The organism is Speluncibacter jeojiensis (genome assembly GCF_029589495.1).
Lineage (GTDB): Bacteria > Actinomycetota > Actinomycetes > Mycobacteriales > Mycobacteriaceae > Speluncibacter > Speluncibacter jeojiensis.
Genome location: NZ_JAAIVF010000005.1, coordinates 113,011 through 126,185, shown reverse-complemented (window position 1 = coordinate 126,185; position 13,175 = coordinate 113,011). Strand labels below are relative to the sequence as shown.

Annotated in this window: 13 protein-coding genes; 4 read left to right on the top strand and 9 right to left on the bottom strand. The window is 70.3% G+C overall.

Features of this window, described 5'->3' with window-relative positions:
* Window positions 1-34: 34 nt before the first annotated feature.
* Complete coding sequence (locus G4X40_RS15765; RefSeq protein ID WP_277834157.1) at window positions 35-1,330, top strand: serine hydrolase domain-containing protein; 1,296 nt, start codon at window positions 35-37, stop codon at window positions 1,328-1,330.
* 24 nt (window positions 1,331-1,354) lie between these two features.
* Here G4X40_RS15765 and G4X40_RS15760 read toward each other — a convergent pair whose 3' ends face one another.
* The 7 genes from G4X40_RS15760 to G4X40_RS15730 form a co-directional block, all read right to left on the bottom strand.
* Window positions 1,355-2,005 (bottom strand): TetR/AcrR family transcriptional regulator, encoded by a 651-nt coding sequence (locus tag G4X40_RS15760; protein WP_277833817.1) that lies wholly within the window; start codon window positions 2,003-2,005, stop codon window positions 1,355-1,357.
* Window positions 1,998-2,438 carry a CPBP family intramembrane glutamic endopeptidase gene (locus G4X40_RS15755; protein ID WP_277833815.1) on the bottom strand — a complete coding sequence of 147 codons (441 nt, stop codon included), beginning with the start codon at window positions 2,436-2,438 and terminating at the stop codon, window positions 1,998-2,000. The genes G4X40_RS15760 and G4X40_RS15755 overlap by 8 nt, the downstream gene beginning before the upstream one ends.
* A gap of 212 nt (window positions 2,439-2,650) precedes the next feature.
* Entirely contained in the window at window positions 2,651-4,312 is a 1,662-nt protein-coding gene (locus tag G4X40_RS15750) for an alpha/beta hydrolase (RefSeq protein ID WP_408642230.1), read from the bottom strand.
* A 165-nt stretch (window positions 4,313-4,477) separates the two neighbouring features.
* On the bottom strand, window positions 4,478-6,772 hold the full coding sequence (purL, locus tag G4X40_RS15745) for a phosphoribosylformylglycinamidine synthase subunit PurL (RefSeq protein ID WP_277833811.1): 2,295 nt from the start codon (window positions 6,770-6,772) through the stop codon (window positions 4,478-4,480).
* A gap of 44 nt (window positions 6,773-6,816) precedes the next feature.
* On the bottom strand, window positions 6,817-7,386 hold the full coding sequence (locus G4X40_RS15740) for a Uma2 family endonuclease (protein ID WP_277833810.1): 570 nt from the start codon (window positions 7,384-7,386) through the stop codon (window positions 6,817-6,819).
* A 139-nt stretch (window positions 7,387-7,525) separates the two neighbouring features.
* On the bottom strand, window positions 7,526-8,815 hold the full coding sequence (locus G4X40_RS15735) for a M18 family aminopeptidase (RefSeq protein WP_277833809.1): 1,290 nt from the start codon (window positions 8,813-8,815) through the stop codon (window positions 7,526-7,528).
* 91 nt (window positions 8,816-8,906) lie between these two features.
* A complete protein-coding gene (locus G4X40_RS15730) occupies window positions 8,907-9,257 on the bottom strand; it encodes a VOC family protein (protein WP_277833808.1) in 351 nt (116 codons plus the stop codon).
* Between the two features lie 167 nt (window positions 9,258-9,424).
* Here G4X40_RS15730 and G4X40_RS15725 point away from each other — a divergent pair, with 167 nt between their 5' ends.
* Window positions 9,425-10,492 carry a Dyp-type peroxidase gene (locus G4X40_RS15725; RefSeq protein WP_277833807.1) on the top strand — a complete coding sequence of 356 codons (1,068 nt, stop codon included), beginning with the start codon at window positions 9,425-9,427 and terminating at the stop codon, window positions 10,490-10,492.
* 53 nt (window positions 10,493-10,545) lie between these two features.
* The gene (locus G4X40_RS15720; protein WP_277833806.1) at window positions 10,546-11,346 is read left to right on the top strand and encodes a family 1 encapsulin nanocompartment shell protein; all 801 of its coding nucleotides are present in this window, start codon (window positions 10,546-10,548) and stop codon (window positions 11,344-11,346) included.
* 68 nt (window positions 11,347-11,414) lie between these two features.
* Here G4X40_RS15720 and purQ read toward each other — a convergent pair whose 3' ends face one another.
* Together purQ and purS are read right to left on the bottom strand one after the other, a co-directional pair.
* The gene (gene purQ, locus G4X40_RS15715) at window positions 11,415-12,092 is read right to left on the bottom strand and encodes a phosphoribosylformylglycinamidine synthase subunit PurQ (protein WP_277833804.1); all 678 of its coding nucleotides are present in this window, start codon (window positions 12,090-12,092) and stop codon (window positions 11,415-11,417) included.
* Window positions 12,089-12,325 carry a phosphoribosylformylglycinamidine synthase subunit PurS gene (gene purS, locus G4X40_RS15710; protein WP_277833802.1) on the bottom strand — a complete coding sequence of 79 codons (237 nt, stop codon included), beginning with the start codon at window positions 12,323-12,325 and terminating at the stop codon, window positions 12,089-12,091. The genes purQ and purS overlap by 4 nt, the downstream gene beginning before the upstream one ends.
* 204 nt (window positions 12,326-12,529) lie before the next feature.
* On the opposite strand from purS, the gene G4X40_RS15705 reads away from it, so the two are divergent.
* Window positions 12,530-13,174: an MBL fold metallo-hydrolase gene (locus G4X40_RS15705; protein ID WP_277833800.1), complete on the top strand. Its 645-nt coding sequence runs from the start codon at window positions 12,530-12,532 to the stop codon at window positions 13,172-13,174.
* Window position 13,175: the final 1 nt, after the last annotated feature.

Sequence of the window (13,175 nt, the reverse complement as noted above, 5' to 3'; positions counted from 1 at the left end):
TCGCCGCTCGAGGGAACCGGCCGACGTGGCACTGATGTCCCAGCTGTCCCGAATCCCCCAGCTCCCCCGGATTCCGCTGCTGCCGGATCCGCTGCGCCGCATCCGGGTCCCCCGCGACCTCGACGCTGTCACCGATCGCGGGTCCGAAGTCGACCCGCGCGACGTCGGTATGGATCCCCGGAGCATCGATCGCATCTGGAACACCGCCGTCGACCTCTACCGCAGCGGCGTACATCCTGCGATCCAGTTGTGCGTGCGGCGCGAGGGGCAGGTCGTGCTCAACCGCTCCATCGGCCACTCCGACGGAAACGGCCCGGGCGACGGTCCGTCCACTCCCAGGACGGCGGCGACGACCCAGACGCCGTTCGGCATCTGCTCAGCGTCCAAGGCCATCACGGCGGTCGTCGCACACCTGCTCGCCGAGCGCGGCGTGATCGACCTGGACATCCCCGTCGGCGAGTACATTCCGGACTTCGCGCGGCACGGCAAGGAATCGATCACGATCGCTCATCTGCTCTCGCACCGCGCGGGCATCCCGCTCCATCCCGCTGCGGCGATGGACCTCGACCACCTCGACGACCGGGCCGCGGTGATCGGCGCGATGTGCGAGACGAGGCCCGTTTTCCGGCCGGGACGGCAACTCGCCTATCACGCGGTGACCGGCGGCATCGTCATCGGCGAGGTCGTCGAACGCGTCACCGGCGACAACATCCGCACCGTGCTGGCGCGAGAGATCCTCGACCCCTTGGGCTTTCGGTGGACGAACTACGGTGTCGACCCCGCCGATGACGCCTCGGTCGGAAAGAACTACGTCACAGGGCTTCCGACGCTGCCGCCGCTGTCGCTGATCCTCGGGCGCATCCTCGGCACCTCGGTTGAGCACACGGTCCGGCTGACCAACGACCGGCGGTTCCTCACCTCGGTCGTGCCGTCGGGAAATGTGGTGACCACCGCCGAGGAACTCTCCCGGTTCTTCGAACTGCTGCGCCGCGGTGGGGAACTCGACGGGGTACGCGTCCTGAACCCGGGCACTGTTGCACGCGCGATCGCGCCGACAGCGGAACTGGAAGTGGACTGCAGCCTCGGGGTACCGCTGCGGTACAGCCGAGGCTTCATGCTCGGGGAACGCCGGTTCAGTCTGTGGGGTCCGGACACCGCGAATCTCTTCGGTCACCTCGGTTTGAGCAACGTCCTCGGGTGGGCCGATCCGGACCGTGCGGTGTCGGTGGGCCTGATCACCAGCGGCAAGCCGGTGCTCTACCCGGAGATGTTCACGTTCCTGGCCATTCCTGCCCGCATCGCCACAGAGACTCCGAAGACTGTGCGATGAAAGACGGCAAGCACGAAGGGAAGCTCACAGTAGGCCGGCGCTGCCGACGATTCCTGCGACCACAGCGACCACCTTGTCGACCAACTCCCCGCGGCGCAGCGGCAGCAACCCCTCGCACCAGGACAGCAGCAGCGACACCTGGACGCCGGAGACCGCCAAGATGAGCACCTGCAGCTCGGCCGGATCCAAGGCCGCGACCGCGGCGACGTCGACGGCTCGCAGCGCCACGCCCGCCACGAACTCGGGAAGCGCCCGCTCGGCGTAGGCGCGCAGGGTGTCGTCGGCCAGCGACTCACGCAGCAGCGCCCGGCCGAGCCGCGGGTCCTCCTCCAGACACCGCGCGGTGGCGTCGATCGATGCCCGCGCCTGGGCATCGAAGCCGGGGTCTGCGCCGACCATGGCGTCTTGCACGGCCTGATGGATGACGGCGAACCGGTCGTCGAACACCGCCCGCAACAGGTCCTCACGACTCGCGTAGCTCTCGTAGAAATACCGCGGCGACAACCCCGACAATCGGGTCACCGCCCGTACGGTCACCGCGGAAGCCCCCTCGGTGCCCAGCAGTTGGTAACCCGCGTCGAGCAACTGGCGTCGACGCTCATCGATCCGTTCGTCGGCGGTACGGCCTGCCCAGCGGCGGGGGGAAGCGCCCGCTGAACCCTCGGCGTCAGACATCGCCGTCAGGATAGCCCACTCCCCGAGAGGTTCGTGCGATCATCAGCGCCCCACCGGCATTGAGCGCGTAGTGCACGAGCGCCGGCGCGACCACGCTGCCGCTGCGGGCGCGCAGCCAGTCGAACCCGACGCCGGCGGCCGTGGTCGCCGCGAACACGAGCGGGACGCTGTCGCCGGCCAGGCGGGCGGTACGGACGTGCCACAGTCCGAACGCCACCGCGCACACCGCCCGGGCCACCGGTGGCGTCCATGCCCGTCGCGTCAGCGCGTAGAACACTGAACGGAACAGCAGTTCCTCTGTCACGACGGTGCCCAGCGGAATCCGTAGCAGCACCCACCGAGCGAGGTCGTCATGTGCGCCGGTCGCAGGCCGGGCCCGCAGCGCCGGCACCGACGACGCGACCGCCCAGCCGGCAAACAAGGGGGCACCCACGGCGGCTCCGAGACGACATCCCGCACCGACGTCGGACCGGGCCAGACCGAGCTTCCGGGAAGAGATGCCGACGGCGGACGCGACCGCGGTAGCGGACAGTGCGACGCCGGCGCCCAGCACGGCTCGTGCGTTCGCGGAGCGCGGCTTCGGTGCCCGGTTGGCCCACCACAGCGCACCCGCCACAGCAAGTGTTGCTGCGCAACGGCTTCCGGTCACTTCTCCGGCCCTTGGGACTTCATCACCTGCTTCAGCACCGTCCGCGCGTGCTGCTGGTCCTGCGCGGTCCACCCGGGCGGTGCGGCGATGGCCGCCCACCCGTCGAGCACGGAGGTGCCGTAGTTGTGCCCGTGTCCGTCCGGCACCCCCGCGGCGTTGGCGAGGTCGGCCGACACCTGCCAGAAGGTGACGAACGGGAACCACTTCATCGCCGGCAGCCGGTCCGGCCCCGGCGGCTCCGAGAGCCAGTCCGGGCGTTTGAGGATCAGATCCGGCGACCACCAGACCACCGGATCGGACGGGTGCTGGATGTACAGCACCTGCGGCTCGAGCCATGGCTGGTCGTCGAGCTTGCGTAGATCCGCGGGGTTGTTGATGAATCGCACGACCAACCCGTCGACGTAGACCGGCGACACCTCGGTGCTGCCGGGGTCCCGCCGGTCGACGAACTGCCGCCACAACCGGTTCGAGTTGGGCGGACCGACCCACAGCACCCCGTCGGTCTTCGACCGGATGTCGCCGAGGCCCTTGAACGCGCCCTCGCCCGCCTGCGTGCCGAGGCTCTCGCCGTACATGTAGAGCTTGGGCCGCGCCTGCTCGGGCAGGCTCGACCACTTGCCGTAGACGGTGTCGAACAGCAGTCTTCCGGCGGCGGCGGCCTTGTCGCGGTCGGCCAGGAACGAGATCCAGCTCGGCAGGTACGAGTACTGCATGGCCACCAGTGCGGTGTCGCCGTTGTACATCAGCTCGATCGCCTGCGCGGCCGTCGGATTGACCCAGCCGGTGCCGGTGGTCGGGATGACCACCAGTGCCTTGCGGCGGAAAGCCCCGGTGCGTTCGAGTTCGGCGAGCATGAGGTCGGCGCGCTGCTGCGCAGTCGGTGCGGAGTCCAGGCCGACATACACCCGGATCGGCTGCATCGCCGTTGTGCCGTTGGCCGTGCTCAGCGCGTCGGCACGCAGACCGCGGGCCACGAAATACTTGCCCTCGTAGCCCAGCGTGTCCCACTTGGCCAGGGACTCGGGCGAACCCGAGCGCTCCGGGAGCATCGGCTCGGCGATGCCCGACGGGGTGCGGTTGTTCTGCAGGCCGAAGACCGAGTTCGCGGCGGCATACATGCCCCGGAGCAGCACGCCGTCGACCAGCGTGAGCGCGAGCACCAGGACCACCAGCAGTCCGAGCAGGTTGGCCGCCGGTCGCGGCACCTTGAGCAGCCGATTGATCTGGCGCGCAACCCATCGGACCAGGTCTCGCAACACCCGGAACAGCGAGATCAGCAGCGCCGCGACCAGCATGCTCAGCACACCGGTACGGATGTACCCGGTCGTGGTGGTGCCCTCGGCGTCCATGAGCGCGGCGAGCTGGCGCTGCCAGTGCGCCGACCACACCAGCATCAGCAGTGAGGCGGCGATCGAGGCAGTGACCGCGATCGCCTTGAGCCACCACATCGCCCGGTCGGGCAGCGGCCACCACGGCACTCTTGCCAGCACGAACCGGCGTACGAGCCAACCGATCACGACACCGACGCCGTAGCCGATGACGGCGTTGATGCCGCCGATCAGCCCCTGGAACAGCCAGTCACGAGGCAGCAGCGAGGGCGTGAGCGACCAGCAGAAGAACAGCGCCGCGAAGACGATGCCGACGAAGTCCAGCCGCACCAGGCTCCACGCCCAGGCCGCGAACGGGTGCCGCGGCCGACGCTCGACCCGGGCAGGGGGCTCCGTGGCGACGGCGGCGGCGTCTGCAACGTCGACCGCCGCACCGTCCGTCGGCACGTCCTCGCCCGACCGATCGGACTCGAGGCCCCGCTGCCCCACCGACACCTATCCGAACAGGGTCGGCAGCGTCGATTCGTGGTGCCGGCGCAACTCGTCGAGGGTGACGGAGAACTGGCCCTGCACCTCGACCGAGTCCGCACCCTGGTCGACCACGCCGATCCGGGTCCACGGCATCTTGCGGGCGCTGCACATCGCGGTGAACCGGGTCTCCTCGGTGCGCGGCACCGCGACCAGCACCCGGCCGGCCGACTCGGAGAACAGCGACACGAACGGGTCCGCGCCCTCGGGCAGCAGGATCCGGCAGCCGGTCTCGCCCGCCAGCGCCGCCTCCACGACTGCCTGCGCGAGGCCACCCTCGGACAGGTCGTGCGCGGCGGAGATCAGCCCGTCGCGACTGCCGGCCAGCAGGATCTCGGCGAGCAGGCGCTCGTGCTCGAGGTCCACCTTCGGCGGCACGCCGCCCAGGTGGTCGTGCTCGACCTGCGCCCAGATCGAGCCGTCGAGCTCGTCGCGGGTCTCCCCCAGCAGGATCAGCGTCTCGCCGGGCTCGAGGCCGAGCCCGGTCGGGATGCGGCGGTGCACGTCGTCGATGACGCCGAGCACGGCGACGACCGGGGTCGGCAGGATCGCGGTCGCGCCGGTCTGGTTGTAGAAGCTGACGTTGCCGCCGGTGACGGGGATGCCGAGCTGCGCGCAGCCGTCCGCGAGGCCGCGGACGGCCTGCTGGAACTGCCACATCACGCCCGGATCCTCCGGGGAACCGAAGTTGAGGCAGTTGGAGACCGCCTTCGGGGTGGAGCCGGTGACGGCGACGTTGCGGTACGCCTCGGCGAGCGCGAGCTGGGCGCCCGCGTACGGGTCGAGCATCGTGTAGCGGCCGGACGCGTCGGTCGCGAGCGCGATGCCGCGGCCGGTCTGCTCGTCGATGCGGACCACACCGCCGTCGGCGTTCTCGGCGAGCACGGTGTTGCCGCGCACGTAGCGGTCGTACTGCTCGGTGATCCACCTGCGGCTGCACAGCGCCGGCGAGGAGATCATCTTCAGCAGCGTGGCCTCGAGCTCGTCCGCGGTCTGCGGGCGGGCCAGCTTCGCGGTGGTGTCGGCGATCAGCGCGTCCTGCTTGTCGGGACGCTGCACCGGGCGCTCGTAGACCGGACCCTCGAGCGCCATGGTGTGCGCGGGCGCGTCGACGACGGTCTCGCCGTGCCAGTCGATGACGAGGTGCTCACCGTCGGTGACCTCGCCGATCACTGTGGCCAGCACATCCCACTTCTTGCAGACCGCCATGAACTCGTCGACGTTCTCGGGCGTGACGACCGCGCACATGCGCTCCTGCGACTCGCTGGAGAGCACCTCGGCCGGGGTCATGCCCTTCGCGCGGGTCGGCACCTTCTCGAGCTGGATGTGCATGCCGCCGTCACCGGCCGCCGCGAGTTCGGAGGTGGCGCAGGACAGTCCGGCACCGCCGAGGTCCTGGATGCCCACCACCAGCTTGTCGCGGTACAGGTCCAGACAGCACTCGATGAGCACCTTCTCGGTGAACGGGTCACCGACCTGGACGGCGGGGAGCTTCTTGGGGCGTCCGCCCGAGGACTCGTCGAAGGTCTCCGACGCGAGCACCGACACGCCGCCGATGCCGTCGAGGCCGGTGCGCGCGCCGAACAGGATGATCTTGTTGCCGGCGCCCGACGCGAACGCCAGGTGCAGGTCCTCGACGCGCATCGCGCCCGCACACAGCGCATTCACGAGCGGGTTGCCCTGGTAGGAGGCGTCGAACACGGTCTCGCCGCCGACGTTCGGCAGGCCCAGGGAGTTGCCGTAGCCGCCGACACCGGCGACCACGCCATCGACCACGCGGCGGGTGTCGGGGTGATCGGCCGCACCGAAGCGCAGTTGGTCCATCACCGCGATCGGGCGCGCGCCCATCGCCATGATGTCGCGGACGATGCCGCCCACACCGGTCGCCGCGCCCTGATAGGGCTCGACGAAGGACGGGTGGTTGTGCGACTCGACCTTGAAGGTGACCGCCCAGCCGTCGCCGATGTCGACGACGCCGGCGTTCTCGCCGATGCCGGCGAGCATGGACGAGCGCATCTCGTCGGTGGTGGTCTCGCCGAAGTACTTCAGGTGCACCTTGGAGGACTTGTACGAGCAGTGCTCGGACCACATCACCGAGTACATCGCCAGCTCGGCGTCGGTCGGACGGCGTCCGAGGATCTCCTTGATGCGGGCGTACTCGTCATCCTTGAGGCCGAGTTCCCGGTGCGGCTGAGCCAGCTCGGGGGTCGCTGCGGCGTTGGTGACGGTGTCGACTGACGTGGAGCGGCCTTCTGCTGACACGAGCTTTTCGGTCCCTTCCCTGGAGGCAGGCAGTGTGCCCGAGTCTACCGGGGACGACGAGCCGTCAGCGCAGCGACGTCCAGCGCGACCTCGCGCCCCGCGACGATGAGACGACCGTCACCGACCAGCTCGCCGACCGGCACGTAACCGGCACCGCTCGACTCGAACGCGGACAACCGCGGTGTGCCCGCGATGTCGACGATCCAGTACCGGCCGATCCCGGCCCGCGCGTACTCGGCGAACTTCGTCACCCGGTCGGTGCGGCGCGTGCACTCCGACACCACCTCGACCACCAACGACACGTCCGTGGCCCGGGCTCGGCGGCGGTTCGCGGCGACCAGTGCACTACCGACGACGAGCACATCCGGGCAGCGCACGGTCAGCGGGGAACTCTCGAGCAGCAACTCGATGTGACCCACCGCGGACAGCTCATCCGGCAGCTGCCGGTCGAGGGCGGTGACCAACCGGTTCGCGACCCGCTGATGCAGCAGCATCGGCCGGGGCTCGATCACCGGCACGCCGGCGACCACCTCGACGACGAAACGCTCGTATCGCGGCCGGGAGTTCCACTCGTCCAGCGTGACGAGATGATCGGGGACGGTGGGGCTGGCCACGGTTCCTCCCTTCAACCGGATGCCGGTCGGAACGCCCGTGATCACGTGGGACCCGCACGGATCGCGGGGCACCTGCACCACTTCCAGTCTCGCACCGACCGTGGTGCGCGTCGACCGCCCGGCGCCCGACCCGCCGCGACTACTCGCCTGGGGTCAGGAAGGCCGCCAGCGCCTCGGCGTACGCCGTCACATCGGCGGCGCCCATCAGCTCGCGCGCCGAGTGCATGGCCAGCTGCGGGGCACCGACGTCGACCGTCGACACCCCGATGCGCGAGGCGGTGATCGGACCGATCGTCGAGCCGCACGGCAGGTCCGCGCGGTGCAGGTAGCGCTGCAGCGGCACCCCCGCCCGGTCGCAGGCCAGCGCGAAGGCGGCCGCACCGGCGGCGTCCGAGGCGTAGCGCAGGTTCTGGTTGACCTTGAGCACCGGTCCGCCGTTCACCGCGATCCGATGGGCGGGCTCGTGCCGATCGGGGTAGTTCGGGTGCGTCGCGTGCGCCATGTCCCCGGACGCGCACACCGACCCCGGCTTCGCGCGCAGCAGGTCCTCCCGGTCGCCGCCGCGGGAGAGGACGATCCGTTCGAGCACCGCCGAGAGCAGGTCCGAGAACGCGCCGCGGTCGGACATGCTGCCGACCTCCTCGTGGTCGAACAGCGCCAGCACCGGGATCGCCGGGCCGGGCCGCTGCGCCGCGGCCAGCAGTGCCGCCAGCCCGGCGTAACAGGTGCCCTGGTTGTCGAGGCGCGACGCGCTGACGAGCTCGCCGCGCTCGCCGACGACCGCGCTCGGCGCCAGGTCGTGGGTCATCAGTTCCCAGCCCAGCACCGACCCCACGGCGACCCCGGCCTGCGCGGCGACGAACTCCAGGAACGACCGCGGCTCGTCGCCGATCCCCCAGATCCCGTTGACGTGCCGCTGCGGGTCCAACTGCACGCCCTTGCGGTCCTCCGACAGGTGGATCGCCAGCTGGGGCACCCGCAGGATCGGGCGGTCCACGCGAACCAGCTTGTCGCGCACCGAGTTACCGTCGCGCACGCTGATCCGTCCGGAGATGCCGAGGTCGCGGTCCAGCCACGAGTTGAGCCACGCGCCGCCGTAGGGCTCGAGCCCGACGAGCTGCCACCCGGCCGAGTTCAGGTCGGGGTGCTGCTTGACCCGCAGGTTGGGGCTGTCGGTGTGGCCGCCGACGATCCGGAACGGTGTCGCAGCCCGGTCCGCGGCGCCCTCGGTGCTCCACGCGATCAGCGACCCGCCGCGGATCAGGTAGTGACGACCGGGTTCGGACGGCCAGGCGTCCACCTCGCGCAGCTCGGTGAAGCCCTGCTCCGCCAGACGACCGGCCACCGTCGCACAGACGTGGAACGGCGACGGTGAGGCGTCGACGAACGAACACAATCCCTGGGCGTCGGCCTGCGTCATCGATGGCATACCGACCATCATGCAGGAGCCCGTCTGTGCCCGGTTCGCCTCAGCGCAGGACCCGGCTCAGTGCGGTGCCCGGCTCAGCACGGGACCCGGTTCAGTGCGCCCCGGACACGCAGAACCGGTTGCCCTCGGGATCCGCGAACACCACCCACCGGAAGCCGTCCATGTTCTCCCGGTACAGCTCGGTGGCGCCGGCCGCGAGCACGCGGTCGACCTCGGCTTCGAGGTCCGGCGCGGACAGGTCCATGTGCTGGCGGTTCTTGCCGGGGGTCGGGTCGTCGACCTTCTGGAAGCCGAGCTTGTGCCCCCACCCTGGAACGCCGACGACGTGGAACCAGCCGTCGTTCTCCTGCTCGATCGTGCCGCCCGTCAGCTCCGCCCACCATCGCGCGAGCGGACCCGGGTCGGCCGAGTCGATCGTGATCATGCCGAGTGTCAGTGCCATGAACGCACGGTAGCGCCAAGCCCCGACATCAGGCCCGGACGTCAAGCCCGGGCAACAGACACCGACAGCGGGCACCCACCTCTCCGGCGGCGTCGGACGATCGGGCGACGACCGGCGGCGTGGGCTACCGTCGGGGAGGACAAGATCAACCCGAGTCGGAGTGACTGATGCCCGAGTTAGCCCAATCCCAGCCGGTGACCACCCCGATGACGCCCGCCGCGCTCTTCCTCGTGGCGACCGTCGATCCCGGCGGCGAGGCGACGGTGCACGATCTGCTCGACGACGTCATCGGCCTGCAGCGCGCGGTGGGTATGCGGGTGCCCGGCACCGGCCTGGAGCTGATCACCGGCATCGGCTCGGCGGCCTGGGGCCGGTTGTTCGACGGCGCCCGGCCCGCGGAGTTGCACGAGTTCATCGAACTGCAGGGGCCGCGCCACCGGGCGCCGTCGACCCCCGGCGACCTGCTCTTCCACATCCGGGCCATGGACATGGACGCCTGCTTCGAGTTGGGCCGTCAGATCGTCAAGCGCCTGGCCGGGTTCGCGACCGTCATCGACGAGACCCACGGCTTCCGGTACTTCGAGAACCGCGACCTGATCGGATTCGTCGACGGCACCGAGAACCCCGTCGGTCAGGCCGCCGTCGCCGCGGTCACCGTCGGCGACAACGACCCCGACTTTGCCGGCGGCAGCTATGTGCACGTGCAGAAATACCTGCACGACATGGCGGCCTGGGAGTCGATCTCGGTGGAGGAGCAGGAGCGCGCGATCGGGCGGAGCAAGCTCGACGACATCGAGATGCCCGACGACGTCAAGCCCACGAACGCGCACTCGGCGCTCACCTCGATCGACGACGAGGACGGCAACGGACTCGACATCCTGCGTGCCAACATGCCCTTCGGCTCGGTCGGCGACGGGGAGATGGGCACCTACTTCATCGGCTACTGCGCGACCCCGTCGATCACCGAGCGGATGCTGGAGAACATGTTCCTCGGCGACCCGCCCGGCAACACCGATCGCCTGCTCGACTTCACCACCGCGGTCACCGGCTCACTGTTCTTCGTCCCGTCGGCGGACTTCCTCGACGACCTGCCGCCGCTGCCGGGGCCGACCTCCGAGCCCGACTCCCCCGCGACGGCCCCGCCCCCGACGGCCGGGTCGCTCGGCATCGGCAGCCTGCGCCCCGGCAGCGACTCATCCCACCCGGACTCACCCCACCCGGACGCTTCCCGCTAGCCCCACCCCACCAGGCCCGACTCCCACCAGGCCCCCGACCGAAGGAGCAGCAGATGAACAACCTGCACCGCGAGCTCGCACCGATCAGCGCCGACGCCTGGTCGCAGATCGAGGAGGAGGCGGCCCGCACGTTCAAGCGTCACATCGCCGGACGCAGGGTCGTCGACGTGACCGGACCCGACGGCCCCACGCTGGCCGCGGTCGGCACCGGGCACCTCACGCCGGTCGACCCGCCGGCCGAGGGCGCGCAGGCCCGACTGCGCTCGGTTGTCCCGCTCGTCGAACTGCGCGTGCCGTTCACCGTCACCCGCGCGGCGATCGACGACGTCGAGCGTGGCTCGCAGGACTCCGATTGGGGTCCGGTCATGGATGCGGCCAAGAAGATGGCGTTCGTGGAGGACCGGGCGATCTTCGAGGGCTACCGCGCGGCCTCCATCGACGGCATCCGGGCGAGCAGTTCCAACGCCCCGGTGCCGATCCCCGCCGACGTGCGTGACCTCCCGAACGCGATCGCGCAGTCGCTGACCGAGCTGCGCCTGGCCGGGATCGACGGTCCGTACTCGGTGCTGCTCGGCGCCGACGTCTACACCGCGGTCAGCGAGACGTCCGACCACGGCTATCCGATCCGCGAGCACCTGAACCGGCTGGTCGACGGGGGCATCATCTGGGCGCCCGCCATCGACGGCGCGTTCGTGGTCAGCACCCGCGGCGGAGATTTCGAGCTGCGCCTGGGCCAGGACCTGTCGATCGGCTACACGCACCACGACGCCGAGTCCGTCGAGCTGTACCTGGTCGAGACGCTGACCTTCCTGGCGTACACCGCCGAGGCGTCGGTCGCGCTCGAGGCCCGCTGACCCCTGCAACACAGCCGAGGGCGGACCGGTCGATTCCGGTCCGCCCTCGGCGTGTGTACGGGTCGCGCTCAGGCGGTGAGTACCCCGTCGAGCACCGAATAGAACATGCCGAGCCCGTCGTCGCTCGGTCCGGTCAGCGCCTCGGTGGCGTGCTCGGGGTGCGGCATCAGCCCGACCACCCGGCCGTTGGCCGAGGCGACGCCGGCGATGCCGCGCTGCGAGCCGTTCGGGTTGTCGCCGACGTAGCGGAACACGACCCGGCCCTCGCCCTCGAGCTCGTCGAGCACCTTCTCGGAGGCCTGGTAGCGGCCCTCACCCGACTTGAGCGGCACGAGGATCTCGGCGCCCTGCTCGTACCGTGACGACCAGGCCGTCGCGTTCGACTCGACGCGCAGCCACTGGTCGCGGCAGACGAACAGCAGGCCCTCGTTGCGGGTCAGCGCACCGGGCAGCAGACCGGCCTCGCAGAGCACCTGGAAACCGTTGCAGATGCCGAGCACCGGCATGCCGGCCTTGGCGGCCTCGACGACCTTGCCCATCACCGGCGCGAACCGTGCGATCGCGCCGCAACGCAGGTAGTCGCCGTAGGAGAACCCGCCCGGCACGATCACCGCGTCCACGCCCTTGAGGTCCGCGTCGCCGTGCCACAGGCTGACCGCCTCGGCACCGACCGCGGTCACCGCACGCGCAGCGTCGATGTCGTCGAGGGTGCCGGGGAAGGTGATGACTCCGACCCGGGCACTCACTGGACGCGCACCACCTTCCAGTCCTCGATCACCGTGTTCGCCAGCAGCGACTCGGCGATCTTCTCCAGCTCGGCGTCGTCGACGCTGCCGTCGATCTCGAGCTCGAAACGCTTGCCCTGACGCACGTCGGACACGCCGGGAAAGCCGAGCCGCGAGAGCGCGCCGACGATGGCCTGCCCCTGCGGGTCGAGAATTTCGGCCTTCGGCATGACTTCCACAACTACACGGGCCACCGCGTCGCTCCTTGTTGTCGATCCTGGGTTGTCGACCCTGAGGTTGCCGACCTCGAGGGGCCGATCCTGGGGTGGGTGACGAGCCTGCGTGGCGAGCCCCGTCCCCGGTCAGGGAGTCTACCGGTCAGCCCGCGTCTGCCGTCATCACGGCTGCGTGGGTGGTACGCGGCGCGCCGGTCCCCGTTGGCGCGCATACTGATCATCATGCGACTGACGCACTTCGGACATTCCTGCGTACTCGTCGAACTCCTCGGTGCGCGAATCCTCTTCGATCCCGGCACGTTCTCGTCGGGGTTCGAATCGCTGACGGGGCTGGACGCGATCGCGCTGACGCATCAGCACCCCGACCACGCCGATCCGGAGCGGTTGCCTGCGCTGCTCGCCGCCAACCCCGGCGCAGCGCGCTACAGCGACCCGCAGAGCGCGGCCTTGTTCGAGGGCTTCACGGCCGTACGGCCCGGCGACAACTTCACGATCGGCGACGTGCAGGTCACGATCGGCGGCGGCAAGCATGCGGTGATCCATCCGGACCTGCCGGTGATCGACAACGCGGCGTTCCTGCTCGGCACCGAGAGCGAACCGGGCGTGTTCATGCATCCCGGCGACTCGCTGTTCGTCCCGGAGCACGCGATCGGTGTGCTCGCGGTGCCGGCGGCCGCGCCCTGGGCGAAGATCGCCGAGTCGGTGGACTACCTGCGGGCGGTGGCACCGCGCGTCGCGGTCCCCATCCACCAGGCGATCATCACCGCGGAGGCGCAGGGGATCTATCACGGCCGGCTCGACGAACTGGCGCCCGCGGGCACCGAGTTCCGGGTGCTCCCGCTCGGCGAGTCCGTCCAGCTGGGCTGAC